Origin of the sequence: Acidithiobacillus sp. YTS05, assembly GCF_024396695.1 — a bacterium.
GTDB lineage: Bacteria > Pseudomonadota > Gammaproteobacteria > Acidithiobacillales > Acidithiobacillaceae > Igneacidithiobacillus > Igneacidithiobacillus copahuensis.
Window position 1 is genome coordinate 176,955 of sequence record NZ_CP094359.1, and the last position, 24,759, is coordinate 201,713.

29 protein-coding genes and 2 tRNA genes are annotated in these 24,759 nt (G+C 61.7%); 15 read left to right on the forward strand and 16 right to left on the reverse strand.

Annotation, left to right across the window (positions count from 1 at the left end; all coding sequences use genetic code 11):
• Position 1: 1 nt before the first annotated feature.
• Genes MQE22_RS00795 through MQE22_RS00805 form a run of 3 tightly spaced genes read right to left on the reverse strand, consistent with a single transcriptional unit; the run spans position 2 to position 1,361 of the window.
• A complete protein-coding gene (locus tag MQE22_RS00795; RefSeq protein ID WP_215871371.1) occupies positions 2–460 on the reverse strand; it encodes a type IV pilus modification PilV family protein in 459 nt (152 codons plus the stop codon).
• On the reverse strand, positions 457–1,155 hold the full coding sequence (locus MQE22_RS00800; RefSeq protein WP_226827642.1) for a pilus assembly FimT family protein: 699 nt from the start codon (positions 1,153–1,155) through the stop codon (positions 457–459). The genes MQE22_RS00795 and MQE22_RS00800 overlap by 4 nt, the downstream gene beginning before the upstream one ends.
• Positions 1,152–1,361, reverse strand: coding sequence for a nucleotidyltransferase family protein (locus MQE22_RS00805; RefSeq protein ID WP_215871370.1), 210 nt, complete (start codon positions 1,359–1,361; stop codon positions 1,152–1,154). Before MQE22_RS00805 ends, MQE22_RS00800 begins: the two co-directional genes overlap by 4 nt.
• 258 nt (positions 1,362–1,619) lie before the next feature.
• Here MQE22_RS00805 and MQE22_RS00810 point away from each other — a divergent pair, with 258 nt between their 5' ends.
• Positions 1,620–1,952 carry a TraR/DksA family transcriptional regulator gene (locus tag MQE22_RS00810; protein WP_215871369.1) on the forward strand — a complete coding sequence of 111 codons (333 nt, stop codon included), beginning with the start codon at positions 1,620–1,622 and terminating at the stop codon, positions 1,950–1,952.
• Between the two features lie 279 nt (positions 1,953–2,231).
• Positions 2,232–2,305: transfer RNA gene (locus MQE22_RS00815), tRNA-Gln, on the forward strand.
• Between the two features lie 92 nt (positions 2,306–2,397).
• Here MQE22_RS00815 and fdhD read toward each other — a convergent pair.
• Both fdhD and MQE22_RS00825 read right to left on the reverse strand, forming a co-directional pair.
• The gene (gene fdhD / locus MQE22_RS00820; RefSeq protein WP_215871368.1) at positions 2,398–3,207 is read right to left on the reverse strand and encodes a formate dehydrogenase accessory sulfurtransferase FdhD; all 810 of its coding nucleotides are present in this window, start codon (positions 3,205–3,207) and stop codon (positions 2,398–2,400) included.
• A 14-nt stretch (positions 3,208–3,221) separates the two neighbouring features.
• Complete coding sequence (locus tag MQE22_RS00825) at positions 3,222–4,118, reverse strand: NAD(P)-dependent oxidoreductase (protein WP_215871367.1); 897 nt, start codon at positions 4,116–4,118, stop codon at positions 3,222–3,224.
• 150 nt (positions 4,119–4,268) lie between these two features.
• On the opposite strand from MQE22_RS00825, the gene dapF reads away from it, so the two are divergent.
• From dapF to hslU, 6 genes are read left to right on the forward strand one after another with little or no spacing between them, the layout of a single operon-like run.
• Positions 4,269–5,138, forward strand: a complete 870-nt coding sequence (gene dapF / locus MQE22_RS00830; RefSeq protein ID WP_215871405.1) for a diaminopimelate epimerase — start codon at positions 4,269–4,271, stop codon at positions 5,136–5,138.
• Positions 5,135–5,311: a hypothetical protein gene (locus MQE22_RS00835; protein ID WP_215871366.1), complete on the forward strand. Its 177-nt coding sequence runs from the start codon at positions 5,135–5,137 to the stop codon at positions 5,309–5,311. Before dapF ends, MQE22_RS00835 begins: the two co-directional genes overlap by 4 nt.
• 3 nt (positions 5,312–5,314) lie before the next feature.
• Complete coding sequence (locus MQE22_RS00840; protein ID WP_215871365.1) at positions 5,315–5,980, forward strand: DUF484 family protein; 666 nt, start codon at positions 5,315–5,317, stop codon at positions 5,978–5,980.
• Positions 5,973–6,878, forward strand: a complete 906-nt coding sequence (locus MQE22_RS00845; protein WP_215871364.1) for a tyrosine recombinase XerC — start codon at positions 5,973–5,975, stop codon at positions 6,876–6,878. Before MQE22_RS00840 ends, MQE22_RS00845 begins: the two co-directional genes overlap by 8 nt.
• Positions 6,871–7,413 carry an ATP-dependent protease subunit HslV gene (gene hslV, locus MQE22_RS00850; RefSeq protein WP_215871363.1) on the forward strand — a complete coding sequence of 181 codons (543 nt, stop codon included), beginning with the start codon at positions 6,871–6,873 and terminating at the stop codon, positions 7,411–7,413. The genes MQE22_RS00845 and hslV overlap by 8 nt, the downstream gene beginning before the upstream one ends.
• Positions 7,410–8,738: an ATP-dependent protease ATPase subunit HslU gene (gene hslU, locus MQE22_RS00855; protein ID WP_303652386.1), complete on the forward strand. Its 1,329-nt coding sequence runs from the start codon at positions 7,410–7,412 to the stop codon at positions 8,736–8,738. Before hslV ends, hslU begins: the two co-directional genes overlap by 4 nt.
• Here hslU and MQE22_RS00860 read toward each other — a convergent pair.
• The 6 genes from MQE22_RS00860 to ftsY all read right to left on the reverse strand — a co-directional run bounded on the left by MQE22_RS00860 (position 8,735) and on the right by ftsY (position 13,988).
• Positions 8,735–9,823 (reverse strand): mechanosensitive ion channel family protein, encoded by a 1,089-nt coding sequence (locus MQE22_RS00860; protein WP_226826832.1) that lies wholly within the window; start codon positions 9,821–9,823, stop codon positions 8,735–8,737. The two genes, hslU and MQE22_RS00860, sit on opposite strands and share 4 nt — an antisense overlap.
• Positions 9,824–9,870: 47 nt before the next feature.
• Entirely contained in the window at positions 9,871–10,209 is a 339-nt protein-coding gene (locus MQE22_RS00865) for a DsrE family protein (protein ID WP_215871362.1), read from the reverse strand.
• On the reverse strand, positions 10,206–11,063 hold the full coding sequence (rpoH, locus tag MQE22_RS00870; protein WP_215871361.1) for an RNA polymerase sigma factor RpoH: 858 nt from the start codon (positions 11,061–11,063) through the stop codon (positions 10,206–10,208). Before rpoH ends, MQE22_RS00865 begins: the two co-directional genes overlap by 4 nt.
• Before the next feature lie 98 nt (positions 11,064–11,161).
• A complete protein-coding gene (ftsX, locus tag MQE22_RS00875) occupies positions 11,162–12,067 on the reverse strand; it encodes a permease-like cell division protein FtsX (RefSeq protein WP_215871360.1) in 906 nt (301 codons plus the stop codon).
• Entirely contained in the window at positions 12,064–12,723 is a 660-nt protein-coding gene (ftsE, locus tag MQE22_RS00880) for a cell division ATP-binding protein FtsE (protein ID WP_215871359.1), read from the reverse strand. The genes ftsX and ftsE overlap by 4 nt, the downstream gene beginning before the upstream one ends.
• Positions 12,720–13,988, reverse strand: coding sequence for a signal recognition particle-docking protein FtsY (gene ftsY, locus MQE22_RS00885; RefSeq protein WP_226830574.1), 1,269 nt, complete (start codon positions 13,986–13,988; stop codon positions 12,720–12,722). The genes ftsE and ftsY overlap by 4 nt, the downstream gene beginning before the upstream one ends.
• A 42-nt stretch (positions 13,989–14,030) precedes the next feature.
• On the opposite strand from ftsY, the gene rsmD reads away from it, so the two are divergent.
• The 3 genes from rsmD to MQE22_RS00900 are packed head-to-tail and all read left to right on the forward strand — an operon-like array spanning position 14,031 to position 15,395.
• Positions 14,031–14,600 (forward strand): 16S rRNA (guanine(966)-N(2))-methyltransferase RsmD, encoded by a 570-nt coding sequence (rsmD, locus tag MQE22_RS00890; protein ID WP_215871358.1) that lies wholly within the window; start codon positions 14,031–14,033, stop codon positions 14,598–14,600.
• The gene (coaD, locus tag MQE22_RS00895) at positions 14,597–15,100 is read left to right on the forward strand and encodes a pantetheine-phosphate adenylyltransferase (protein WP_215871357.1); all 504 of its coding nucleotides are present in this window, start codon (positions 14,597–14,599) and stop codon (positions 15,098–15,100) included. The genes rsmD and coaD overlap by 4 nt, the downstream gene beginning before the upstream one ends.
• 43 nt (positions 15,101–15,143) lie before the next feature.
• Positions 15,144–15,395 (forward strand): YfhL family 4Fe-4S dicluster ferredoxin, encoded by a 252-nt coding sequence (locus MQE22_RS00900; protein WP_215871356.1) that lies wholly within the window; start codon positions 15,144–15,146, stop codon positions 15,393–15,395.
• A gap of 26 nt (positions 15,396–15,421) precedes the next feature.
• Here MQE22_RS00900 and MQE22_RS00905 read toward each other — a convergent pair whose 3' ends face one another.
• The 5 genes from MQE22_RS00905 to hemA are packed head-to-tail and all read right to left on the reverse strand — an operon-like array spanning position 15,422 to position 21,454.
• Positions 15,422–17,380, reverse strand: a complete 1,959-nt coding sequence (locus MQE22_RS00905) for a dynamin family protein (protein WP_215871355.1) — start codon at positions 17,378–17,380, stop codon at positions 15,422–15,424.
• 20 nt (positions 17,381–17,400) lie between these two features.
• Positions 17,401–18,213: a bifunctional DNA-formamidopyrimidine glycosylase/DNA-(apurinic or apyrimidinic site) lyase gene (gene mutM / locus MQE22_RS00910; protein ID WP_215871354.1), complete on the reverse strand. Its 813-nt coding sequence runs from the start codon at positions 18,211–18,213 to the stop codon at positions 17,401–17,403.
• Positions 18,206–19,066, reverse strand: coding sequence for a peptide chain release factor N(5)-glutamine methyltransferase (prmC, locus tag MQE22_RS00915; protein WP_226826834.1), 861 nt, complete (start codon positions 19,064–19,066; stop codon positions 18,206–18,208). The genes mutM and prmC overlap by 8 nt, the downstream gene beginning before the upstream one ends.
• Positions 19,056–20,153 (reverse strand): peptide chain release factor 1, encoded by a 1,098-nt coding sequence (prfA, locus tag MQE22_RS00920; protein ID WP_215871353.1) that lies wholly within the window; start codon positions 20,151–20,153, stop codon positions 19,056–19,058. The genes prmC and prfA overlap by 11 nt, the downstream gene beginning before the upstream one ends.
• Entirely contained in the window at positions 20,150–21,454 is a 1,305-nt protein-coding gene (gene hemA / locus MQE22_RS00925; RefSeq protein ID WP_215871400.1) for a glutamyl-tRNA reductase, read from the reverse strand. Before hemA ends, prfA begins: the two co-directional genes overlap by 4 nt.
• 78 nt (positions 21,455–21,532) lie before the next feature.
• Between hemA and MQE22_RS00930 the strand changes: the two genes are divergently transcribed.
• From MQE22_RS00930 to MQE22_RS00945, 4 genes are all read left to right on the forward strand, one after another.
• Positions 21,533–23,182: a tetratricopeptide repeat protein gene (locus MQE22_RS00930; protein WP_226826828.1), complete on the forward strand. Its 1,650-nt coding sequence runs from the start codon at positions 21,533–21,535 to the stop codon at positions 23,180–23,182.
• Complete coding sequence (gene lolB, locus MQE22_RS00935; protein ID WP_215871352.1) at positions 23,179–23,793, forward strand: lipoprotein insertase outer membrane protein LolB; 615 nt, start codon at positions 23,179–23,181, stop codon at positions 23,791–23,793. Before MQE22_RS00930 ends, lolB begins: the two co-directional genes overlap by 4 nt.
• Complete coding sequence (gene ispE / locus MQE22_RS00940; RefSeq protein ID WP_226826826.1) at positions 23,790–24,656, forward strand: 4-(cytidine 5'-diphospho)-2-C-methyl-D-erythritol kinase; 867 nt, start codon at positions 23,790–23,792, stop codon at positions 24,654–24,656. Before lolB ends, ispE begins: the two co-directional genes overlap by 4 nt.
• Positions 24,647–24,721: transfer RNA gene (locus MQE22_RS00945), tRNA-Gln, on the forward strand. The genes ispE and MQE22_RS00945 overlap by 10 nt, the downstream gene beginning before the upstream one ends.
• Positions 24,722–24,759 lie beyond the last annotated feature (38 nt).

The window sequence follows — 24,759 nt, forward strand, 5'->3', positions numbered from 1 at the left end:
GTCAGTATCCCACGATGGTTTGGGTTTGATAGCTGGCGCCATTACCCCAGCTCACGGTTACCGTTGCATTGCAGGGGCACAGGTTGGCACCAGTTATGGTGGTTGCGACAATAATGGTAACCGACGCCTGCGGAGGCATCCCGTAGGCGCTCATCACCGAAGACACCGGTGCCAGCAAGGAGTTACTGGCCGAGCTGGCGCTCGCGGTGGCGCCATTCAGATTCAAGGCGTTCGCCCCATTGGCTCGTAACACGCCTACAGCACTTTGAGCGATCTCGAAGCCGGAGGTGAGGTTCTGGTTCTGGGCCGACATACTGAAACTGTTCAGAAAGAGGCCAATGATTCCCAGGGAACCAATGGCAAAGATGGCGAGGGCGACCATTGCCTCGATCAGGGTCAGGCCCTGTTGACGCTGGGCTAGGGTTGTCTGCTGCGCTTGGCTGGGCGTCTTGGCGTTCATTGGAGGGTGCACACGCTGCTGGTGGAGGACGCGGTGGCGCAGTTGCGCAGGTTGCCGGCGCCGCTGAGCTGTACCAGCCAGTAGCCGTAGCTGGCCGCATCGTTGCCCACCGTCCCAAAGGTCACATTGGCGCTGGAGACGGTACTAGCCGAGCCGTATACCATGCCGGTGGGGGTGATGCTGAAGGTGCTGCCGGTCAGCACATTGCAGACGGTGTTGGGGTAACGGCTGCTGAAAGCGCCGACCGGCATCTGTGGTACTGACTGCGAGACGTTGGGAGCCGCTGGCGTGATGGTCCAGGAGCATCCAGTAGCTCCCCCGCTGGCCACGGTCACCTGCACGGGATATCCCGACCGGATCGCGTAGCCCTGCGCCCAGGCGAGATCCTGCTGCAGATGTCCGGAGGCCCCCTGGATGCGCGCCCGCACCATCCAGATGTTGAACTGGGGAATGGCAACGGCGGCGACGATGGCCATGATGGCGATGAGGATCATGAGTTCCACCAGAGTGAAACCCATGGCTCTGCCGCGCATGCGCTCTTGCCCCGCGATCACGTCCTCGCTGCCTCCGCCATTCCGATGTCTGCCACGCTCATGGTCCCCTTCCATGTCATGAACGCCTAAATAGTCGAAACGACACAGATTGCCAGATTCTGCAGCGGGGGAATCTGCCTGCTGCTGAACCGTGACATTCATTGGGAATGGCGAAAGCCCACCATGCGCTTGAGTCTGTCAGCCAGTGCCGCTTCGATCCAGCCGCCTTGCGCCACACAGCGCAAAACGGCCAGATCCAGGTCGCTGTCCGGCCTTGCCGTGCCGCTGATGCGGCTACCAAAGGCGTAGATCGCCAGCAGCTTGGGCACGTGGACTTGCAAGGTTTGCATGATTGCCGAGCGGTTCATGCGAGATCCCGCTTCATCGAAATTCCCCTGGGCTTTGCGTTGCTAGATCAAAAGTATACCGATGCGGCAGCGCCATAGACAGCCACCGGGTGCAAACATCAGACGAAAATGATGCTACAAAAGGAAATGGGGTTGTTGCTGCACCGCCGCAAAACCAATAGGCTTAACTATCACTGCCATTCGGCAGCAAAACCGCCGACCTGTTGCGCTCATCGGCCATCCCCACGTTTCTGCTGCGATAGTGAAGGGTTCGCGTAAATGGAAATAGAACAGTTCCGCGCACGCTTGCTGGCCGAGCAAAAAGAAACCGTTGCGGCAATCCAGCAGGCCCAACAGTCCGCTGCACCGGTCGAGCTGGATCAATCGAGTGTCGGCAGGGTGTCGCGTATCGACGCCATCCAACAACAAGCCCTCGCCCAAGGATTCTTGGAGCGGCTGAGTGTTCGCAAGCGCAAGATCGAAGCAGCAATGGCCCGCATCGACGCAGGCACCTATGGGCTGTGCTGCGCCTGTCACGACGATATTGAGCCGGAACGATTGAACGCCGATCCCGCTGTCGTTTTCTGCCGGGAGTGCGCGACAGGGCGTTAATGAAAATGTCGCTGACTCTCTGAATATGGGGAGTGGTGGCCGTCAACTATTCGGCCAGGCGGGTTAATGTTCAGCTTGCGCAGTCGTAGCCATGTGTTTTATGCCGCCAAGCTGTATGCAGATTGGTCGGCTGGATATAGCGTTGTAACTGATAGCTTTTCCGCTGTGCTTCTTGGTGGCACAAGCTTGGTAGTGGTCCCCAAAAGCATAAATTGGCTAATTTCGCAGAATTTGGATTTGACAGAAAGCCGGACTAACCGGTATGCTCTCGCGCTCAATTGGGGGATCGTCTAGCGGTAGGACAGCGGACTCTGACTCCGCTAACCGTGGTTCGAATCCACGTCCCCCAGCCAAATAAATTAAGCCTCTAGCGAGCCTGATAGGGGCTTTTTGTTGTCCGTGAGACACTGGCAGGGCTGCTGTGTTTTCTCATTTGGGTCTGCAATTAGGACTGCGGAGCCGCCCCGCCATCGCAATACAGGGTGGCGCGCCCGTCGCGAACAAAACCTACCAGTTGCACGTGATTTTTCCTGGCAATGTCCACCGCCATGCTGCTGACGCCAGAGATGGCTGCTACCAACGGAATTCGCCAGGCGAGCGCCTTGCGCACGATCTCGAAGGGCAGTCGTGAGGAGACCGCTAGAATATCTGCCGAGCCGGGAACGGCTCCGCGGGCCAAAGCGGCGCCGATGACCTTGTCGACGGCGTTGTGGCGACCGATGTCCTCGCGCACCAGGATCTCCCCGTCGACAAAGCAAAGGGCGGCAGCGTGGCAGTTGCCACTTTGCTGGTGGAGACACTGCTGCGCTGCGAGTTCCGCCATGGTTGCATGAATTTGCTCCAGATTCGGCAAATTCCGGGCGGCGGGTAACGGCGCGAAGGGCTGCAGGCCGCGAAAGTCGGGACAACCGCAAAGCCCGCAGGCGCTGGCGCCGGGGAGTGCCCGGCGGTGGCTGGCGGCGCGATCCATGGCAGTCGCATGCAACTGCAAATAGATGGCGCTGCCGCCCGCTGTGCTTTCGATTTCCAGTGCCAGAATCTCGTCGGGCGTTCGCACGATATCCTCGGTCCAGAGAAAGCCCCGCGCAAAATCCGCAAGATCGTGGGGGGTTGCGAGCATGACAGCATAAACCTCGCCGTTGAGCACGAAGGAAACCGGGGACTCCTCGACCAGGCTTTGCGCTTGCCCCTGCCCCTGCCAACTCGCCCAAAGGCCGGGACTGTCATCAGCTATCTGTGATTTTTCTGCCGCCACCGGGTATCCGCCCTTCAGTTATCCCTATCCGTAGATTGTAGACCAGCGCTGCGCGCCGCTTCGACGCCCAGCGCCGCCCAATCGACATCACTCTCGCCGCGGGCGGCAAGGGCCAGAAAGCGCTCGCGCAGGGAACCAAAGAAAGGCATGGGCACGGCCAGCTTCTCTGCGGCTTCGCCTACCAGGCGAAGGTCCTTTTGCCCCAGCGGCGCGGCAAAGCCGGCGGGGCGTATGGCGCGATCAGCTATGAGCTTGCCGTAATTGCGATGTACCGGGGCGGTGAAGAGGGATCGGGTGAGGAAATCGAGATAGGCATGGCGGTCGACGCCGCCTTTCTCGACCAAGGCCATGGCTTCGCCCATGGATTCGATGGTGGAAGCAATCAGGAAATTGCCACTGAGCTTGACCAGATTGGCGAGTTCTGGCCGCGGCGAAACCCACCAGAGGTCCTGCCCCACCCGCAGGAAAACTGGCCGCAATCTTTCTACGATTTCTTCCGCGCCACCGGCTACCAGAAACAGTTTGCCAGCCGCAGCGGCATCCGGGCGCCCGAACACCGGCAGGGAAACGAAGTGCTGCCCAGCTGCCGCGTGACGCTCGGCAAGTTCGCCTGCCAGAGCCACGCTGATGGTGCTGCACGACACATGAACCGCGCCTTCTGGCAGGCTTTCCAGCAGGGCCTCTGGCGCCAGCACGACATCACGCAGCGCCTGATCGTCCGCCAGCATGGTAAAGACCAGCTCACGATCCGCCATTGCCCCGGGCCGAGCGACGGCCCTGGCACCCTTGGCCACCAGCGGCTTCGACGCCGCGGGGTTACGATTGTAGACGATCAGATCCGTCTGCGAATCCAGAAGGCGTTGCGCCATCCCGCTACCCATCCGCCCGAGTCCTAAAAAGCCGATTTTCATACCACCTCCTAAACATTCATACCAGTTGGTTTAAAGCTAGGCCCTGAGCAGCCTGCGGTCAAGAAATCCATGGCCGCCCGCAAGCACCTGCGCCTAGCAGACACTATGCAGTCTGCCACAACCTGTTACACTCCCTATATGAGCAAAATCATGGAACAGCACTCCGCCCTTTCCCAACCCTGGACCTTTACCAAGATGCATGGCTTGGGTAACGACTTTGTCGTGCTCGATGGTGTGCGGCAGTCCTTTTCCTTGCGGCCGGAAGATTGCCGACGGATTGCCGATCGTCACTTTGGCATTGGTTGTGATCAGATTTTGCTAGTGGAACCGGCCACCGACCCCGATTGCGATTTTCGCTATCGCATCTTCAACGCTGATGGCAGTGAGGTGAATCAGTGTGGTAACGGTGCGCGCTGCTTTGCCGTGTTCGTGCGGCGCAGTGGCCTGAGCGACAAGAATCCCCTCCGCGTGGAGACCCGTGCTGGGCAGATGTCGCTCCACATCCGGCCGGATGGTCTGGTAGAGGTAAATATGGGAGTGCCGATTCTCGACCCTGCGGCCATCCCTTTTCGCGCTGAAGCTCCTGCCAGGGAGTATGCGTTGCCTTTCCGCGGCCAGGCGTTGCCGATTGCAGCGGTGAGCATGGGCAATCCGCACCTGCTGCTGACGGTGGAGCAATGCGACAGCGCCCCGGTTGCCGACTGGGGCGCGGAGCTGGAGCAGCACCCCGCCTTTCCCGAGCGCTGCAATGTCGGCTTTCTCGAAATTCAGGACCCTGCACACCTGCGTCTGCGCACCTGGGAGCGCGGGGCGGGGGAGACCCTCGCCTGTGGCAGTAACGCCTGTGCGGCGGTGGTGGCGGGCCAGCTCTGGGAGCGGCTAGCCGATACGGTGCAAGTCACCCTTCCCGGGGGTACACTGGAAATTCGCTGGGCGGGTCCCGGTACGCCACTGTATATGGTAGGGCCCGCGGAAGTGGTTTTTGATGGTACCTGGATCCCCGAAGGAGAAAAGACATGAGTCAGCAGCTTCTGGATGCCATTGCCCGCAACCTGCAGGCGCCTGCCGGGCAGATTGCCTTTCTGCACAAGCTGGAAGAGAACGAGCTGGAACTGCTCGCGCAACTCATCGCCCAGCTCGAGATCCATGCACGGTCCGAGCAGTATACCGACACCCATTGGGAGGACGACTGAGGGATGCAGGACGAGGCTGCCGCACAGTGCCGCGCCTATCTGCAGGCGCACCCCGAATTTTTGCTGCAGGCGCCGGATCTGCTGCAAGAACTGACCCTGCCCCATCTGGGCGTGGGCTCTGCCAGCTCTCTGCTCGAACGCCAGGTGCAGCGCCTGCGCGACGAACGCGATCAGTTGCAGCACTATGTCGATACGCTGCTCCGTCAGGCGCAGCGGCAAACGGAGTTGGGACGGCATCTCGGCCGCCTCGCCGTCGAGCTGTTACTGGCGCAGAGTCCGGACGCTTGCGTGACGGCCTTGCGCCGGAGTCTGGAAGAAGATTTCGCCGTGGAGTCCTTTGTGATGCTGACGGGGCCGCAATCCTGTCTGCCCGATACCATCACCTTGGAGGAAAGTGACTGGCAACGCCTGGCCGATGATCGAGAAGCCCAAGCCGGCGTGCAACTGGAGGAAGGCGAACTGCGCCGCTATTTTCCGGCAGCGGCATCCCTGCCGGCGTCGCTGGCCAGTATCCGCGTCCGCGGCGCCGACTGTAGCGCGCTGATTTTGTTGGCCAGTGCAGACCCCGAACGCTATGGCGCCGACATGGCAACCGACCTGCTCGAGCAAATCTCCCGGCTGTTCTCCGCGGCCCTGCAACGCTGCGCTGGCAGCGATCGTGATGCCTAGCGAAATCGACTTGCAGATTGAGGCGTTTTTACAGAGCGCCACGACGCGCCTGGCCGCCCGCTCCGTTGTCGCCTACCGCGAGGATTTGCAGTTGTGGCAGGCGTTTTTCACGGCGGAAAAGATTTCTTCCCTCACCGATATCCAGGCCCCCCAGCTTCGTCATTTCCTGCTCCGTGAACGCCAGCGAGGAGTGTCGGTGCGCAGTCTGCGACGCCGCTTTGCTGCCCTGCGCGCCTGGTTCCGCTGGCTGCGCCAGCAGGATCCACAAATTACCGACCCGAGTCGTGGCCTGCCTATGCCCAAGGGCGAACAACATTTTCCCGACTGGCTGGGGATCGATGTGGCGCAGAAGCTCCTCGACACCCAGCCAGACGCCGGCGATGACTGGCTGCAACTGCGTGATCAAGCCATCCTCGAACTGCTCTATTCGAGTGCCTTGCGGGTCTCGGAGCTGGTGCAGCTGCAGCGCCACGATCTTCATCTGGAGGCGGGCCGGCTGCGCGTTCTCGGCAAAGGCCAAAAGCAGCGCATCGTGCCCGTGGGCCGCATGGCGCGGGAGGCCCTGCAACGCTATCTGGCGCGGCGACCAGAAAGCACAGAGACAGCCCTTTTTCTCAATCGCCTTGGTCGTCCTCTGGGCGTGCGGGGCGTGCAGTACCTGGTCGACAAGGCCGGACGAGAGCGTCTAGGGCAGCGTTTGCATCCCCACAGTCTGCGCCACAGTGCCGCCAGCCATCTGCTGCAGTCCTCCGGCGATCTGCGTGCCGTCCAGGAATTTCTCGGCCATGCACAGATTGATACCACCGCGATTTATACCCATCTGGATTATCAGCATCTGGCCCAGGTCTACGATCAGGCGCACCCGCACGCCAAGCACAAGGAGCAGTCGCATGAGTGAAGCAACAACCCTGCACGGCACCACCATCCTCTCGGTACGCCGCGGGGAGAATGTGGTGATGGCCGGGGATGGTCAGGTCACTTTTGGCAATACCGTCATGAAGGGCAATGCGCGCAAGGTGCGACGCATCGAGCCGGGGGTACTGACCGGCTTTGCCGGCGCCACCGCTGACGCGTTTACGCTCTTGGAGCGTTTCGAGGCCAAGCTCAAGGCGCATCCGGGACAGCTCGCCAAGGCTGCGGTGGAGCTTGCCAAGGAGTGGCGTACTGACCGGGTATTGCGCCGTTTGGAGGCGATGCTGGCGGTGGCGGATCGCAGTCAGAGCCTGATCATTACCGGGCAAGGCGACGTCCTGGAACCGGAGCATGGCATCATTGCCATTGGCTCGGGCGGGCCCTACGCCCTCGCCGCCGCCCGCGCCCTTCTGGAAAACAGCGATCTGCCCGCCCGCGCGGTTGCCGAACAGGCCTTGGCGATTGCCGGGGACATCTGCATCTACACCAATCAACAACGTACCGTGGAAGAATTGTCATGAAAATGAGTGAAATGACCCCGCGCGAGATCGTGCAGGAGCTCGACAAATACATCATCGGCCAGGCGGAGGCGAAGCGCGCCGTTGCCGTTGCCCTGCGCAATCGCTGGCGTCGTGCCCAGGTGGATGGTCCGCTGCGGAAGGAAATCACCCCCAAGAACATCCTCATGATTGGCCCCACCGGGGTGGGCAAGACGGAGATCGCGCGGCGACTGGCGCAGCTTGCGAGTGCCCCTTTTCTGAAGGTGGAGGCCACCAAGTTCACCGAGGTGGGCTATGTGGGCAAGGATGTCGAATCGATCATTCGCGACCTGGCGGAGATTTCCGTGAACCTGCTGCGCAGCGAGCGTCAGGCCGCCAATGGCCAGCGCGCCGAGGAGCTGGCGGAGGATCGCCTGCTCGATATCCTCGTTCCTGGACCGCGCGACAGTAGTGTCCCGCGGCAGGACGAAGGCACGCGGCAGAAGTTCCGCAAGATGCTGCGCGAAGGACGTCTGGACCAGCAGGAGATCGAGATCGAACTGGCGGCGCCCAAGGCCAGTGTCGAGATCATGACCCCGCCCGGCATGGAGGAAATGAGTGCCCAGCTACGCGATCTCTTCAGCAACATGGCGCCGCAAAAGACGGCCAAGCGCAAGATGCCCATTGCCGAGGCGCGCAAACTGCTCTGTGAGGAGGAGGCGGCCAAGCTGGTCAATGAGGACGAAGTGCGCAGCCTGGCCCTGGAGCGGGTACAGGAGGATGGCATCGTCTTCATCGACGAAATCGACAAGGTCACCTCGCGGGGCAGTGGGCAAAGCGCAGCAGAGGTCTCCCGCGAGGGAGTGCAACGCGATCTCCTGCCGCTGATCGAAGGAGCGAGCGTCAGCACCCGTTATGGCGTGGTCAAGACCGACCATATCCTGTTCATTGCCTCGGGAGCCTTTCATCTCAGCAAGCCCGCCGACTTGATCCCGGAGCTGCAGGGGCGTCTGCCCATTCGTGTCGAACTGCAGGCGCTGCAGGCAGACGATCTGGAGCGCATTCTGCGCGAGCCGGAAAACGCCTTGATCCGCCAGTATAGCGCCTTGCTGGCGGCGGACGGCGTCACCTTGCAGTTCGTGGACTCCGGCATCCGCCGCATTGCCGAGATTGCCCAGCAGGTGAATGAGCGGGTCGAAAACATCGGTGCCCGCCGCCTGCATACGGTAATGGAACGCCTGCTGGAAGAGATTGCCTTTCAGGCGCCGGATCACGACGGCCAGCCGCTGCGCATTGACGCCGACTATGTCGATGGCCGCCTGAATGACCTGGCTGCCGACGAGGACCTGTCCCGCTACATCCTCTAGGCCTTGTTCCCCGCCTCGGCGTCGGTCAGTCGTAGAGGTTCGAGCTGGCTGTTGAGAATCCGTATGTCCTGCTGCTGACGGGCCACCGGGATACCTTCCGCCAGCAAGGATTCCATGACGCCGGCGCGTAGATCCGTCTGCACATTGAACATCAGGTTGCAGTCGCGCAGATACACCCGCAGATAGACCACGATCCCGTTCGTATTCACGTCGAGAATCAGGGCCGAGGGCGGGATGATGCTCGGGTCATCCTGCATGACGTCCGGGTGCCTTTGCGCAACTGCTACCAGGAGTTCTTTGACCCGATCGAGATTGGCATTATGTTCCACCGTAAAGGGTAACATCAGGCGTACCACGCTATTGGAATGCATCCAGTTGGTGACCTGCCCGGAGATGATCTCGGAATTGGGCACAAAGACTTCGGTGCGGTCAAAGGTGAGGATGAGGGTGTAGCGGATGCTGATGCGCTGGACATACCCCTCGGCGCTGCCAACCTTGATCCAGTCTCCTACCTTGATCGGTCGTTCGAAGATCAAAATAATGCCCGAAACAAAATTGTTGACCATGGTCTGCAGGCCAAAGCCAATACCGACCGATAAGGCGCTGGCAATCAGGGTTAGCTTTTCCAGCGGCACCCCGGCAAGCCCAATGCCAATTAACAGGCTCAGGGTGATGGAGACATATTTGCTCAGGATAACCAGGGAGTAGCGCGCTCCACTATCCAGAGAAAACATGCCGAGAAAACTGTCGAGTCGTCGGGTACTGAATTCCACCAGACGCAGTAATAGCGCCAGAATGATGATGGCAACGACGATATGTGCGGGGACGATTCTGACGCCACTGACGGTAAAACCATCCAGAAAATAGTGTCCGATATAGCGCAGACCTTCTTTGGGCATGCCCCAGTTCAGGGCCAGGGCAACGACTCCAGCGCAGAGGATGCTGAGCTGCGCAATCACTCGCAGCAGGTAGAAAGGCAGGGAACCCTTGTGGGGATAATGGCGAAAATAGCTGCGCTGTAGCCACCACAGTAGTCCCGCAGCGACGAAAATGATGGCACTCGTCCACAGATGCTGAATCAGCAAGGAAACCCTCCCGTAGATCGTAGAGAAAATGGGGAAGGGAGCAGAAACTAGGGCTTGATGTAGGCGAAACCCTGCACCTGCGCCTCGCCAAGGGCGAGGACGCCGGCAGGTGCCACTTGGCTCCCTTCTGGGCGGCCTGCGGCATCGAGCTCGTAGGCCGTCAGACTATTCTGACAAAAGAAAAATTCTACCCCTTGGGCGCTCAAGGCAGCGAGTTCCCTCCGCCAGAGCCCTTCTGCCCACAGGGGAATGGGCGCAGGGCCATTCGCGACGACCCGCAATCGTGCCCCGGCATCAGAGCGCAGCGCATTACGCAGATTACCGAGGAGCAATGGCCATTTGCCCGGCTCATCGATATGAAAGACCAGTGCAGCGGCAGGTTTCAAGCCGCGGCGTTCCCGAGCAGCTGTTGGCGCAGCTTGTTCATGCTGCTCTTTTCGAGTTGCCGCACGCGCTCCGCCGAAACTCCAAGTTCGTCGCCCAAGGATTGCAGGGTCTTGGGTTCCTCGCTCAGCCAGCGATTCTCGATGATGTAGCGATCGCGAGGCGGCAACGCGGCCAAGGCGCTGCGCAGCCCACGCTCGCGTGCGCGGTCCCAATCGCTTTCGATGATCTGCTCGACCGAAGACACGCCCTGATCCGCCAACTCGAAGGTACGAGCGTGCCCTTCCTCGTCCTCGCTGCTGTGGTCGAGGGAGTAGTCATACCCCGCCATGCGACCTTCCATCTCCAGCACTTCGCGCTGGCTTACCCCGAGTTCCTCGGCAATGGCCTCGCTCTCACTCAGGTTCATCCAGCCGGTATCGCTACGACTGGAACGCAGATTGAAGAAGAGCTTGCGCTGCGCCTTGGTAGTGGCCACCTTGACGATCCGCCAGTTGCGCAGGATGAATTCGTGCATCTCGGCCTTGATCCAGTGTACTGCGAAGGACACCAAGCGCACCCCGTGGTCGGGATCAAAACGTTTGACCGCTTTCATCAAGCCGATGTTGCCTTCCTGGATCAGGTCGGCCTCTTGCAGGCCATAGCCACGATAGGCGCGGGCGACGCGCACGACAAAACGCAGGTGGCTCAGCACGAGGGCCTTGGCTGCCTCCATATCGTCCTGATCGCGTAAGCGCTGCGCGTAGTCGTGCTCTTCCTCGGCGCTCAGCAGCGGCTGCGCATTGACAAAGCGCAGGTATGCCGCCATGCCGTCTACACTCGCCAAATCTCTGTTCGCGACCGCCAGTTCATTCATTGCCTGTCTCCTGTTTCCGCTCTGAGTATAGACCCGTGCTAGGGACAAAGGTTTACTCCGAACAACATCTTTCTACATGGGGACGTGCATCCGGGATTTCAAGAGACGGTGTTGTCGAGATGCCGGCCCACCGCCACCAAGGAACCCAGCCAGCCCAATGCGGCACTGATGAGCACCAGGAGAAATCCCTCGCCGACGGTCAGAGCATGCAGCGGGAAGCTCGTGCCATACAGATTTGCGAGGTGATCGACCGGACCCTGCAACACTGCAAAGGCGATGGCCACGATCAACCAAGCCAGAAATCCGGCGAGGATGCCCTGGATCAGGCCCTGATACAGGAAGGGACGGCGAATGAAACTCTTGGTTGCCCCGACCAGGGAACTGATCTCGATCTCGTCGCGACGCTGCTCGATATGCAGGCGGATGGTGTTGCCCATCACCAGCACCGCGCCCAGGGCCAGCAGGATGGCGAGGATGTAGACCGCCCGTGTACCGAGGGCGACGATGGCCTGCAGGCGGGCCACCCATTTCAGATCCGACTGGGCGCTGCGCACGATCGGCTCGTGGCTCCACTGCTGGACCTGGGCCTCCAGACTGCTAGAGCTTTGCGCCAGCGGGTTCAGTTCGACGATCAGAGAGGCCGGCAAGGGGTTCTCGCCCAGTGTCTGAATGGCTGCGGTCATGCCCGCATAGTGCTGAAAATCCGCCAGGGCGTGATTCTTGTCGACAAAGCGCACGGCCACGACGCCAGGGCTCTGCTGGAGCTGGCGACGAAGTTGGGCGACGGCCTGGGGACTGGCATCGTCGTGCAGATAGAGCGAAATCTGCGCCTGGTTGTGCCAGCTGGCGAGGAGCTGCTGCAGGTTGCTCAGGGCGGTAAACAAGCCGACGGGCAGGGCGAATACGACTGCGAGGGCGATGATGGTGAGTGCCGTGGCGATGGGTTGGCGCAGCAGCGTATCCCGCGCATTGCCAAGGGCCTGCAGGCGTATGTGAAGGCTCATGCTTTCTCCTGCAACTGTCCGTGGGCCAGGTGCAGGGTGCGTACGCCCATGCGGTCCACCTGACCCTGATCGTGGGTTGCCACTAGTACCGTGGTGCCGTGCCGATAAAAATCGCGGAACATGTCCAGGATTTCGCTGCTGAGTTCGGGATCGAGATTGCCGGTCGGTTCATCAGCCAGCAGGATCTCCGGGGTGTGGACGATGGCCCGGGCAATGCCCACCCGCTGCTGTTCACCACCCGAGAGGGTCTCCGGAAACTCCCGCCAGTGGTCTCCCAGCCCCACCTTGTCGAGGGCAGCACGCACGCGATGGTCGAGTTGCCGCGCTGACATGCCCGCCACCTGCAAGGTCAGTGCGACATTGGCGTAGACGGTGCGATCCATGAGCAGCTTGTGATCCTGAAAGACGACCCCGACGCGCCGTCGATACGCCGGGATGTGGCGGCGACGCAGAGTGGCCAAGTCTACCCCGGCAACGCGCAGGGTGCCGTGGCTCACCGCCTCCAGCCGGGTCAACAGCTTCAACAGGGTACTCTTACCCGCGCCGGATGGACCCGTAAGCAAGGCCATTTCGCCCTTGCCCAACTGCAGATTGAGCTCGCGCAGGACGTGACGACGTCCTGGATAGTGTTTGGTGACATTGATGAACTCGATCATGCAGACTCCCGCGCAAACAAGGCATCGACAAAGGCCTCGGCATCGAAGGGGCGGAGGTCTTCCACCCCCTCGCCGACGCCGATGAAACGGATGGGAATGGGCAGCGCCTGGGCGATGGCCGCCACCACGCCGCCCTTGGCGGTGCCATCCAGCTTGGTGATGCAAATGCCGGTGAGGCCTACCGCCGCGTGAAACTGTTGGGCCTGCTGCAAGGCATTCTGGCCGGTACCGGCATCCAGCACCAGCCAGATCTGCTGCGGGGCGCCGGGATCCTGCTTGCCCAGGACGCGCTTCACCTTTTTCAGTTCTTCCATCAGATGGCCCTGGGTATGCAGGCGCCCGGCCGTATCGGCAATGAGGAGGTCGGCACCGCGCGAGCGGGCTGCGGCAAAGGCATCAAAGATCACCGAGGCGCTATCGGCGCCACTGCCTTGGGCGATCACCGGCACCTGCACTCGCGTCCCCCAGCCCTGCAACTGCTCCACCGCCGCTGCGCGGAAGGTGTCTCCAGCCGCCAGCAGAACCCCAAAGCCCTCCCGTTTCCAGCGCGCAGCCAACTTGCCGATGGTGGTGGTCTTGCCGGCACCGTTGATGCCCACCATCATCAGCACCTGGGTTTGTCCTGGTTTTGGGGACCAAGGCTCGCAACGGGGCTGCAAGAGATCGAGGAGAGACTGACGGATGGCTTGCTGCAGCGCCGCCGGGTCGCTCAGCTCCTTGCGACGGACCTTTTCGGTGACGGCTTGCATGATGCTGCGGGTGGCAGGCACGCCGACATCAGACTGCAGGAGGATGGTCTCCAGATCCTCCAGAAGCTCGTCATCGATTTCCTTTTTGCCGAGTACGAGGCGTGCAACACCCTCGCTGAGTTGTTCGCGGGAGCGGCTGAGCCCCGATTTCAGACGGGCAAATAGGCTTTTCTTGGATGCCTCTGCAGGCGGTTGCGTGTCGCTTTCCCCTACCGTCGGGGAAGCCGCCCTCTCGATCTCATCGCCTGCGGTCGTGGCGGGAGCCGGCTGCGCCTCGTTCAGCGTAGTCCCGGGCTCTGCAGGGGGCTTTTCCGGCGTCGGCTGGCTTTCTTCTGGTGGCTCGGCGGCAGGAACCGGGTTGGACGGAGTGTCGGGTGCGGAAGGTAGCGGCTCTTGGCTTGGCTCCGCAGGCTCGGGAACCGATGGCGTTTCCTCTGCGGGGGTGCTTTTGTTACGCTTGAACCAAGAAAAAACCATGATCTGTGGGCCAACCTCATTGTCGCTGTCGGCCCGCATTATCTCGCGAAGGACGAACTCGAACAATCTCTTGGAGATGCGATGTCGGTTGCCATCATTGCCGGGAAGTTGCGCGGCAAGAAATTACAGACGGCCAGCGGTGCCAGTATCCGGCCCACACCAGGCGTGGTGCGCGAGCGTCTGTTCAACTGGCTGGCGACGGAAAGCGCGGGTGCCCGGGTGCTCGACCTCTTTGCCGGGACCGGTGCTTTGGGTCTGGAGGCCTGGTCGCGGGGTGCCGAACGGGTGGACTTTGTCGAGAGTGCGGCCGCGCACCGGCGTATTCTGGAGAAAAACCTTGCCAGTTGTGGCCCCGACGCAAAGCTCCGCCTGCTCGGCCACGATGCGCTCAGCGTGCTACCGCGCCTGGCGCGGCAGTACGATCTGGTACTTGCCGATCCGCCCTTTGCGGCGGGCTGGCCGGAGCGCCTGCGGCCGCTCCTGCTGGGCGAAAACAGCCCGGTACATGCGGGAGGATGGCTATATCTGGAGGCCAATGCTGCGGAGCTCTGGCAGGAAAGCGAGCTCCCCGCCGGCTGGGAGTGGTATCGCAGCGGTCGTTGCGGCGACAGCCACTATGTGCTGCTGCACTTGCAGGAGGGGGAAGCATGAGTCAGAACGAGAGTCCGCGCCGCATCGTTTATCCTGGCACCTTCGATCCGATCACTCTCGGCCATGAGGACTTGGTGCGTCGCGCTACCGGCCTTTTTGATGAGGTAGTTGTTGCCGTCGCCGCCGAGACCCCCAAACGGACCATTTTTCCTCTGGACGAGCGGGTAGCTTTGGCCGAGGCCTGCCTGGCGGAAATCCCGGGGGTGCGGGTGCGGCCATTTCAGGGGCTCCTCCTGCATTTGCTGCAGGCTGAGGGGGTGCGGGTCATTCTCCGTGGACTGCGCGCGGTTTCCGATTTTGAGCATGAGTTTCAGCTGGCATCGATTCAGCGACGCATGGATCTGCGCGTGGAGACCTTATTTCTCATGACTTCGGACGCCCACACCTTCCTGTCGTCGAGTCTGGTACGCGAAATCAGCCGCCTGGGCGGCGACGTGAGCGCCTTTGTGCAGCCCGTCGTTGCCGATGCTCTGCGTCGGCGCTTTGCCCCGCAAGGCTAGGAGAGCGTAGAATCAGTCCAGTTTCTTCTTGGGGTACTTTTCCATGTCGTTGCACATTCTTGACAACTGCATCAATTGTGACGTTTGCGAGCCCGAATGTCCCAACGGTGCCATTCACATGGGGCAGCAGATCTACGTCATCGAGGCGGGGCTTTGTACCCAGTGTGTGGGGCACTACGATACCCCGCAGTGCCAGGAGGTTTGTCCGGTAGACTGTATCGAGCTCGATCCCGCTAACCCGGAATCTGCGGAGGCCTTGCAGGAAAAATTCCTGCTCCTGACCGGCCAGATCTGATCTTTGCGGCAGCGACGCTGCCCGAATCAGAGGGCCTTCGCGTCCAGGCTGTTTTGTACCAAATTGCTGACTCTTTCCAGTTCCTGAACTTGCTGCTGCGTGGTGCTGCGCTGTGTCTGCAGGTGTTCCACCCGACCGTCGATGCTATCCATGGCCAGTGAGATGCGTTCCAATGCCTCGAGCTCTTCGGCCGCTTTGCGATGGTAGCTCTCCAGATACTGATTCATGACGGCCATGACCTCGTCTACCCAGTTCTGCGCGTCGCGGCGCGTGTCGACGATATAGTCACGCACCTTGCCGGCCACCGTGAGAAACGCCTTGCGGACGACGGAGCTTTGCGTGTTCACCGCGATTTCCAGCATCATGCCGAAACGTTCGTAACTCTCTGCCATGGCCAACAGCTCGGCGCGGCGGGGAAGAATGGCATAGGGGATGGTGGCCAAGGCCGGTAAGGAATAGCGTTGCTGCAACGCGGCGTACTCCTTGGTGATTTCCCCATTGACCCTTTCTGCACCAGCTAGCGCCAAGTCGAACTGCCGGGTGGCCTCGGCGAAAAAGTTGCGAAAGCGATCGACGATGCCGGCCGTGGTCCAGGCGGAGAGCATCTCGCCCTTGGCATTGCTGATGATCAAGTCAAAGGTGGCGGTAGAGAGCGGAGCGAGCAAATGTTCCTGTACCGATTCCTGAAAGGCCAGCTTCCGTCCCTCGAAGGCGCTTCGATCGTGCTCGAAATGCGCTAGACGCTGTTGATGCTGGCGGACCAGTTTCGGTACCTTTTCGCCGGTACGGTCCTTGAGTTCTTGCAGGTTCTGGGTTTGCATGGCCAGGTGCCGATCCTGCTCGGCCAGCAGTGCTTTTTGCTCGGTCAGAATGCGCTTTGTCAGAGTCCTGCTCTTCTGTTCCAGGGCTGCGCGGTGGCCCGGGATGATCAGTTCGGCGATGGCCTTTTCCAGCTCCAGAATGCCGCTGCGCTGCAATAATTCCTCATTGCCGCGGATGCGAGCCAGAAGCGCCTTCTGGCCGCTGATCGGGATCACCTGCGCACGGGTAATTCCCAAACGCTCCGCTGTGCGCTGCGCCTGGGCCTCGATTTCTTCCTCGATTTCGAAGGGGTCACGCAGCTCATCCCAGAGGGTGTCGACCTTGTTCAAGAGGACGAGTTGGTGTTGATTCCGATTGCGTTTGAGGTATTGCTCCCAAATGGTCAGATCGCTTTGCGTGACCCCGGTGTCGATCCCGAGAATGAAGAGCAGGGCGTCGGCATCGGCAAGCATGCTGAAGGTAAGTTCGGGTTCCGCGCCGATGGCGTTCAAACCGGGCGTATCGAGCACGGTCAGGCCGGCGTCGAGGATCGGATGGGGCAGAAAGAGCATGGAGTGCCGCCAGCGCGGAATCAGGACCTTGCCCAGGCCGCAGGAGGGACAGACGCTACTTTCCTGACCTTTGGCCACGCGATTGAGGGGTGGACAGAGTCCCAGGCGCCTGGCTTCTTCGATTGCGACACAGATGGTCTCGGTCAAGACCTTCAAACGCTGGCCTTGGTTGCCGCCTTCCTCACAACTGAGACGTACCCACGCGCTGCCCGCCCGTTTGAGCTTTTCGATGCTGACATCCATGCTGCGGCTGGCGATGGGCAAGAGCTGCAGTCCCGCGCGGCCTTGTGGAGCACCGCGAATTTCTACTGGGCACATGGTCGTCTGGCCGGTGCTGGAAGGTAGGAAACGCTGGCCGAGATCGGCAAACAACAGGGCGTTGATCAGTTCAGTCTTGCCACGGGAAAACTCACCCACCACCGCCAGGCGTAGACTGTCTTGTTCGACCTCGAAGGCGAGGTTCTCAAGCTGCAGAATATTCCCTCCGGGAAGTAACCCGAGATCGCCGGTGAGCTCGGCGAGTTGATGCAGCGATTGTGCTACCTCCTCCCGCCACAGCCGAAAGGATCGCAAGCCTTGCAGAATCGGCGAATCATTCAATGAATTCGGCATATCGCTCCCGTTCGCTGCCTCTAGCGCTGGCACTGTCCACAGTAAAATGACGAGCGGCCCCCGATGCGCGCGGCGCGCAGAGCTTTGCCGCAGCGAATACAGGGTTCCTTCTCGCGTCCGTACACGGCCAGAGATAGTCGAAAATAGCCCTTTCTGCCATCGGGGCGGGTAAAGTCGCGCAGGGTAGTGCCGCCGGCGATGATGGCCTCCTGCAGGATCTCCACGATTGCCTGATGCAAGCGGCGAAAGCGGGGCAGAGCGATGCGCCCGGCCGCCCGGCGGGGATCGATGCCGGCACGGAACAACGACTCGTTGGCGTAGATGTTGCCTACGCCGACCACGACGTGGGCATCCATGAGGAAGCTCTTGATGGGCTGCTGATGCCGGCGACTGCGAGCGAAGAGGTAATCTGCATCAAATTCGCTGCCCAAGGGTTCCGGTCCGAGGCCCTGTAACAGGGGATCGCTGGTCCAGTCCTCGCCCCAGAGGAGCAGACCGAAGCGTCGCGGGTCATGAAAACGCAGGCAGTTGCCGTCCTCCAGAAGCAGATCGACATGGTCATGTCGCTGCACGAGGGTATCTTGTGGCACGACGCGCAAATGACCGGACATGCCCAGGTGCAGCAGGAGCTGGCCCCGATCGAGATCGGCCAGCAGGTACTTCCCGCGACGGTGCAGGCGGGCGATCCTTTGTCCCTGTAAGCGGGCGGCGAGATCGTCATTGACGGGGCGCCGCAGACGTGTTTCACGCACAGCGACCGCTGCGATGCGCCGACCCACGAGATGCGGCTCGATGCCGCGCCGCGTGACCTCCACCTCGGGCAGTTCAGGCATAGAGAGTGCTCCAGACGGCGCTGCTCACCCGCTCGCGGCCGGCCAAATCCCGATGTGTCTCCACCCCCTCCCAGCCATGCGCGCGCAAGAGTTGGCGTAGCGCCGGCCCTTGCTCGTGGCCGTGTTCGAAAGCGATCCGGGTCTGCGGCTCCAGGTGGGCGGGGAGTCCGGCGAGAATGGCTTGGTAGGACTCCAGTCCGGTCTCTCCGGCCACCAGGGCGCTGATGGGCTCTGCGTCGAGCTCGGCCAGATGGGGGTCATCAGTCGCCAGATAGGGCGGGTTGCTCAACACGAGTGAAAAGCGCTGTCCTGCCGGTAACGCCTGACACCAATCTCCGGCACACCAATGCACCGATAGCCCCAGGACGGCCCCATTGTGGCGGGCGACGGCCAGGGCGTCCTCGCACCGGTCCACGGCCCAGTAGTCCAGATCCGGTCGCGCCTGCGCCAGGGCGAGGATAATGGCGCCGCTACCGGTACCGAGATCGAGCACCGACCCCTTCTCGGGTAGATGCGCCAGGGCCCAACGCACCAGGGTTTCGGTATCCGGGCGGGGAATGAGGACGTGTGGATCGACGCGCAGGTCGAGGTCCATGAACGACCAGTGGCCAAGGCAATAGGGTAGAGGCTCGCCACTCATGCGGCGGGCAAGCAGCGCCAGCAAGTGGCTACGGCGCGTTTCTCCTAGAGGCGCCTGGGGATGGCTCCAGAGTTCGGTGCCGCTGTCCAGGATCTCCTCCAGAAGCCAGCGGGCCTCTTGCTCCGGCGCATCGCAATGCGCTGCAAGTTGGATGCCGAGCCAGGCAAGCCAGTGCCGCAGAGAATCTTCGGCGGCGGGTACCTCAGGCATCATCACCCAGATTTTGCAGAAGATCGGCCTGATGTTCGCGCAGGAGCGCCTCGTAGAGCGGATCCAGATCCCCGGCGATGATCGCCTCCAGGCGATACAGGGTGAGATTGATGCGATGGTCCGTTACGCGGCCCTGGGGAAAATTGTAGGTGCGGATGCGTTCCGAGCGGTCGCCCGAGCCGACCAGGGAGCGCCGCGTCGCTGCGGTGGCGCTTTGCTGCTTTTCCTGCGCCATTTCCATTAGACGGGCCTGCAACAGGGCCATGGCCTTGGCGCGATTTTTGTGTTGCGAACGGTCTTCCTGGCAGGCGACCACGAGCCCCGTGGGCAGATGGGTGATGCGCACTGCCGAATCGGTCTTGTTGACATGTTGGCCGCCGGCACCACTGGCTCGAAAGGTGTCGATGCGCAGATCACTGCTCTGGATCTCTATTCCTTCAATCTCGTCCACCTCCGGCAGGACGGCCACGGTGCAGGCCGAGGTATGAATGCGCCCCTGCGCCTCGGTATCCGGCACCCGCTGTACACGGTGCCCACCGGATTCGAACTTGAAGCGGGAATAGGCGCCCCGCCCGGAGATTTCCAGTACCACCTCGCGGTAGCCGCCGCGCTCGGACTCCGAGGCGGAAAGGATGATGACGCCGAAACCCTTGGTTTGGGCATAGCGGGTATACATACGCGCTAAATCACCGGCAAACAGCGCTGCCTCCTCGCCACCGGTGCCGGCACGGATCTCCAGAAAGACATTGCGCTCGTCCTGCGGATCCTTGGGGAGCAGACGCAGACGCAACTCCGCCTCGAGTTCGGTAAGTTCGCTCTCCGCCGCGGCCAGCTCTTCACTCGCCAGGTCGCGCAGTTCGATATCGCTTTCTTCGCGCAGGATGCGCAGGGCATCTTCGCGTTCTGCCTGCCGGCGTTCTTGCTGCGCGAGCAGGTCCCGCAGGGGCTGAATTTCGCCTAGCTCGCGGGACAAGGCTTGATATTGCTGCGGATCCTGTAAGATCTCCGGGCTCGCCAGACGATGTTCGAGTTCTTCGGCACGCAGGCTCAACTGCTCGAGCTGGCCCGCCAAACGGGGGCTGAGACTCATCCTTCTGCGTCGCTGAGATGAAAGAGAATGTCGAGAGAGGCGACCAGGGCCTCGCTGGTGGCGTCTTGGCAGGGCTGGCGCAGGGTGGAGATGGGGTCGTGCAGGACTTTGTTCATGAGCGCCCTGGAAAAGGCCTCTAATACCGTTTCGGGATCCTGCCCCTGCTGCAGATAATGCCGAAAACGCTGTAACTCTACCTGCCGCGCCTGCTCGACGTGCTCCCGCAAGCGGCGAATGGCGGGCACCACTTCCAGGCTGTCGCGCCATTGCTGAAATCCATCGGACTCCTGCGCAATGATCTGCTCCGCCTCTGCTGCCGCTTCACGCCGCGCCTGCATGCCGGCCTGGGCGATGTCGTTGAGGTCGTCGATGGTATACAGATAGCAGCCGTCCAGCTCGTCAATGGCCGGGTCGAGGTCACGTGGTACGGCCAGATCAAGAAAGAGCAGACTGCCACGCTCGCGCGGCAACCCGGGCTGAACGTCAGCGGAGCGCAGGATCGCCTGGGGGCTCGCGGTACAGCTCAGGACCAGATCGACTTTGGGAAGCAGGGACGCCGCATCTTCCAGGGGATACGCCTGACCATCCAGGCGTTTGGCAAGCAGGCGAGCGCGCTCGGGACTGCGGTTGGCGACGTGAAATCCATCCAGGTCATGCTCGCGCAGATGTGTGGCGACCAGTTCGATGGTCTCGCCCGCACCGATGAGCAGCACCCGCTTGCCCTGTAGGGAACCCAGCAACTGCCGCGCCAGGGTCACTGCCGCGTAGGCCACGCTCACCGGCGCTGCGCCAATGGCGGTTTCCGTGCGCACCTGTTTGGCGACACGAAAGGCCCAGTGCAGCAGACGGTTGAGGACGGGCCCGGTACTGTCGCTGTCGGCTGCGACCTGATAGGCATCTTTCACCTGACCCAAAATCTGCGGTTCGCCGATGATCATGGAATCGAGGCCACAAACCACGCGAAACAGGTGCTGTACCGCTGCCGCATCGTGGAAGCTGAAGCTGTTGCCGGTCAGGAGATCCGCATCGATACCGTGAAAGTCGGCCAGCCAATGCTGCAGATGACTTTCTCTGGGGCCCGACCCGCCGTAGGTGTAGATTTCGGTGCGGTTACAGGTGGAAATGATCAGGGCTTCCCTGGCCAGATTTTGGGCCAGTAGATCCCGGTGGGCCGCTGCCAGTTGCTCCGGCGCAAATGCGACTTTTTCGCGAACCTCGATGGGTGCGCTGTGATGACTCAAACCGTAGCAAAAAATGGCGGTACCATCCGTAACATTGGGGACCTGATAATACCCGCGCATTGTCCGCAAGGCGTGTCTGGATTGCAAGCCGCAGGGGCTGGCGCTATTGTCGGCGCATCGTGGTGGGCAGGGAATGGTATGGGCAGGAAGATGCAGTGGCGTTGGCTGGCCTTGATAGTACTTGGGGTGTCTCCCTGGGCCGGGGCGAGCCTCCAGTTGACGGGGGAGAGTCTGTACTACCTCCTCAGTGCAGAGTTTGCCACCCAACAACAGGATCCCGCAGTCGCCATCCCGGCCTGGCAGCACAGCGTTGACCAACTCCCCACGGCGCCAATCTTGGCGGCGGCAGCCAGGGCCGCAGCGCAGCTTGGAGATCTGCCCAAGGCGCTGCTTTGGGCCAAGAAGTGGCATGAACTGGCACCCGAGGACAGCGAGTCGGCGCGCTTTGAAGCCGGCCTGCTTCTTGCCGATGGTCAGGAGCCGGCGGCCCTGGAACTGCTGCAGGCGACGCTGGCGCGTTTTCCCGATGAGGAGCGGGTGAGTAGCCAACTGGCCGAATTGCTGGCACAGCATGGCCGTTTTGGCGATGCAGAACGACTGCTCCACACGGTCATGCAGAATCATCCCCATTCTGCTGCCGCGCAGCTCGCCTTGGGTCGCCTTGCCTTGCTGCAGAAGCAGCCGAAACGCGCAGCCGAGGCCTTCGCTGCGGCACTACGACTGCGCCCGGACTGGGAAGAAGCGGCGGTATTGCAGGCCGAAAGTCTCCGCCAACAGGGGAACTCCCTGGCGGCGTTGCAGATGCTGCAGGGCTTCTGTGCCGCACATCCGAGCGCCGTGCAGGCGCGTAGCTATCTGGCCTCGCTTTACCTCAGTCTCGGTGGACAAACACAAGCCTATCGGGTGTTGCAGCAGATCAGCTTGTTGCAACCGGATCAACCCAAGGTCTGGGATCAGTTACTACCCCTGGCCATTGCCGAAACGGACTGGCCGGGGGCCCAGCAGGCGTTGGAGCATTTCCGCGAGCTGGCTCCGCACTCGCCACTGGTTCCCTATTACCAGGGGCGTATCGCGGAAGGTCAAAACGAATGGTCGAAGGCGCGGGAGGCGTACGCCAAGCTGGCTGGTACGCCTCTGGCAGATGAGGCGCAGTTGCGCATCGCCCAGACCTATTATGCGCAGGGGCAAAAGAGCAAGACGCTGACGGAGTTGCAGAAACTGCAGACACGACACCCGAACGATGCGCAGATTCCTCTCCTGCGTGCGCAATTACTGCAGGAAGAAGGCAATTATGCCGCTGCCGCGCAGCTGCTCGATCAGGCCCTGGAGCGCCACCCCCGCGATGCCGCCCTGTGGTATGCCCGTGGCGCCATCGCCGAACTGCAAAAGGACTATGCCGGCATGGAAAAGGCCATGCGCATCGTCATCGAGCTGCGCCCAGATGATGCGCAAGCCTATAACTTCATCGGTTACAGCCTGCTCGAACGACGCCAGCAACTGGCGCAGGCCGGGGCGTATCTCGAAAAGGCCATCCAGCTGGCTCCCGAAGACGCCAACATCCAGGATAGCATAGGCTGGTATTACCATCTGCAGGGCGATCAAAAGAAGGCTCTGGACTACCTGCAAAAAGCCCATGCCCAACTGGGCGACGAGCCGGAAGTGCTCGATCATCTGGGTCGCGTCCTCTGGCAGCTGGGGCGTCAGCAGGAGGCGCGTGCCCTGTGGCAGCGTGGTCTCGAAAAGCATCCCGAGAGTAAGGAGTTACAGGAGGCCCTGTTGCACCCATGAAAGGTCTGATGCGGAAGAACTGGCGGGTCTTGGCCATTCCCGCGCTGCTGTTGCTCGGCGCCTGCGCCCAGCTACCCGCGCCGACGGGGCAGGCGCAGCTCGTCCTGCCGGCGCAGCAGCGGGCGCAGGTTCTCGCCTCGGTACCGCGCTGGACGGCCACCGGCCAGGCCTCCCTGCGCAGCTCGCGTGGGAGCCAGAGTTTTGGCTTTGTCTGGCGGCAGCAGGCAAACAGTGAGCAGCTCCGGATTCTGGGGCCCCTGGGCAACACGGTTGCCGAATTACGCGATGACGGTACGCAGGCCGAGTTGCTGGAAGCCAGTGGCAAGCGCCTGACGGCGAGTACCATGAGCGTCTTGCTCGAACGGGTACTGGGGGTGACCTTGCCCGTTGCGGAACTTCCCCAGTGGCTGCTCGGCATTCCGCCAGCCGGGCAGGTGGATGCCTACGATGCCGCCGGGCTGCCGCAGCGTGCGCGCTGGGGCCGCTGGCAATTGCAATATCTGCGCTTTGACGCTGTGGGTGGCCTGCAGATGCCGGCCCTTCTGCAGGCCTCCGGGCCAGATGACCTGCAGTTGCGTATCGCAGTCAGCAACTGGCAACTGGGGCAATGATGCACGAGCACTGGTATCCGGCGCCGGCCAAACTGAATCTGATGTTGCGGGTCATTGGTCAGCGCGACGATGGCTATCACCTTTTGCAAAGCGTCTTTCAGTTTCTGGATTTGCACGACGATCTGCGCTTTGCCTCGGCGCCGTCCGGCGTGTTTCGCTCCTTTGGCGGGCCGGTCGGCTTAGCGCCGGAAAAGGAACTGACCCTGCGCGCGGCGCGCCTCCTCGCCGAGCGCTGTGGCGTGTGCGAAGGCGTGGAGATCACCCTGCGCAAGCGCTTGCCCGAGGGCGGCGGCGTGGGCGGAGGTTCGTCTGATGCCGCCACTACCCTGCTGGTGCTCAACCATCTCTGGAACTGCGCCCTGTCGCGGGCGGAATTGATCTCTCTGGGTACTACCCTCGGTGCCGATGTCCCCATTTTCCTCTTTGGCCGCAGCGCCTGGGCGGAAGGCATCGGCGAGATCCTGCAGCCCATGCCGCCGATCCCGGAGCTCCCGTATCTGCTGGTACATCCCGGCGTATCCGTCGCCACCGCGGAAATTTTCCGCGCCCCCGAATTGACACGCCAACACCCGCCCAGCACAATATCGGCGTTTTTGGGGGGAGAGCAGGAGAATACCCTGGAGCCCCTGGTCCGGAGTCGCTATCCCGTCATTGCCGAGTGCATCGATTGGCTGCGTGCCCAGGGCCTGCGGAATGCAAGATTGACGGGCAGCGGTGCCTGCTGTTTTGCCGAAGTTCCGGAAGAGACGGCGAATGACGTCCTTCTCGACCGTCTGCCAGCGTCGTGGCGTGGGTGGTTGGTGAGAGGATGTAACCGCCACCCGCTTCTCGAACTTCTCCCGGAAATCCCTGCTGGGGCGTAGCCAAGCGGTAAGGCACCGGATTTTGATTCCGGCATTCCCAGGTTCGAATCCTGGCGCCCCAGCCATTTTATTTTTGCGGACAGTGCAGAGGTATCCATCCTTT

Coding starts and splice junctions, on each gene's coding strand:
- MQE22_RS00795 (WP_215871371.1), bottom strand. CDS start 460: ATGAACGCCAAGACGCCCAGCCAAGCGCAGCAGACAACCCTAGCCCAG.
- MQE22_RS00800 (WP_226827642.1), bottom strand. CDS start 1,155: ATGAATGTCACGGTTCAGCAGCAGGCAGATTCCCCCGCTGCAGAATCT.
- MQE22_RS00805 (WP_215871370.1), bottom strand. CDS start 1,361: ATGAACCGCTCGGCAATCATGCAAACCTTGCAAGTCCACGTGCCCAAG.
- MQE22_RS00810 (WP_215871369.1), top strand. CDS start 1,620: ATGGAAATAGAACAGTTCCGCGCACGCTTGCTGGCCGAGCAAAAAGAA.
- MQE22_RS00825 (WP_215871367.1), bottom strand. CDS start 4,118: ATGAAAATCGGCTTTTTAGGACTCGGGCGGATGGGTAGCGGGATGGCG.
- dapF (WP_215871405.1), top strand. CDS start 4,269: ATGGAACAGCACTCCGCCCTTTCCCAACCCTGGACCTTTACCAAGATG.
- MQE22_RS00835 (WP_215871366.1), top strand. CDS start 5,135: ATGAGTCAGCAGCTTCTGGATGCCATTGCCCGCAACCTGCAGGCGCCT.
- MQE22_RS00840 (WP_215871365.1), top strand. CDS start 5,315: ATGCAGGACGAGGCTGCCGCACAGTGCCGCGCCTATCTGCAGGCGCAC.
- MQE22_RS00845 (WP_215871364.1), top strand. CDS start 5,973: ATGCCTAGCGAAATCGACTTGCAGATTGAGGCGTTTTTACAGAGCGCC.
- hslV (WP_215871363.1), top strand. CDS start 6,871: ATGAGTGAAGCAACAACCCTGCACGGCACCACCATCCTCTCGGTACGC.
- hslU (WP_303652386.1), top strand. CDS start 7,410: ATGAAAATGAGTGAAATGACCCCGCGCGAGATCGTGCAGGAGCTCGAC.
- rpoH (WP_215871361.1), bottom strand. CDS start 11,063: ATGAATGAACTGGCGGTCGCGAACAGAGATTTGGCGAGTGTAGACGGC.
- ftsX (WP_215871360.1), bottom strand. CDS start 12,067: ATGAGCCTTCACATACGCCTGCAGGCCCTTGGCAATGCGCGGGATACG.
- ftsE (WP_215871359.1), bottom strand. CDS start 12,723: ATGATCGAGTTCATCAATGTCACCAAACACTATCCAGGACGTCGTCAC.
- ftsY (WP_226830574.1), bottom strand. CDS start 13,988: ATGCGGGCCGACAGCGACAATGAGGTTGGCCCACAGATCATGGTTTTT.
- rsmD (WP_215871358.1), top strand. CDS start 14,031: ATGTCGGTTGCCATCATTGCCGGGAAGTTGCGCGGCAAGAAATTACAG.
- coaD (WP_215871357.1), top strand. CDS start 14,597: ATGAGTCAGAACGAGAGTCCGCGCCGCATCGTTTATCCTGGCACCTTC.
- MQE22_RS00900 (WP_215871356.1), top strand. CDS start 15,144: ATGTCGTTGCACATTCTTGACAACTGCATCAATTGTGACGTTTGCGAG.
- MQE22_RS00905 (WP_215871355.1), bottom strand. CDS start 17,380: ATGCCGAATTCATTGAATGATTCGCCGATTCTGCAAGGCTTGCGATCC.
- mutM (WP_215871354.1), bottom strand. CDS start 18,213: ATGCCTGAACTGCCCGAGGTGGAGGTCACGCGGCGCGGCATCGAGCCG.
- prmC (WP_226826834.1), bottom strand. CDS start 19,066: ATGATGCCTGAGGTACCCGCCGCCGAAGATTCTCTGCGGCACTGGCTT.
- prfA (WP_215871353.1), bottom strand. CDS start 20,153: ATGAGTCTCAGCCCCCGTTTGGCGGGCCAGCTCGAGCAGTTGAGCCTG.
- hemA (WP_215871400.1), bottom strand. CDS start 21,454: ATGCGCGGGTATTATCAGGTCCCCAATGTTACGGATGGTACCGCCATT.
- MQE22_RS00930 (WP_226826828.1), top strand. CDS start 21,533: ATGGGCAGGAAGATGCAGTGGCGTTGGCTGGCCTTGATAGTACTTGGG.
- lolB (WP_215871352.1), top strand. CDS start 23,179: ATGAAAGGTCTGATGCGGAAGAACTGGCGGGTCTTGGCCATTCCCGCG.
- ispE (WP_226826826.1), top strand. CDS start 23,790: ATGATGCACGAGCACTGGTATCCGGCGCCGGCCAAACTGAATCTGATG.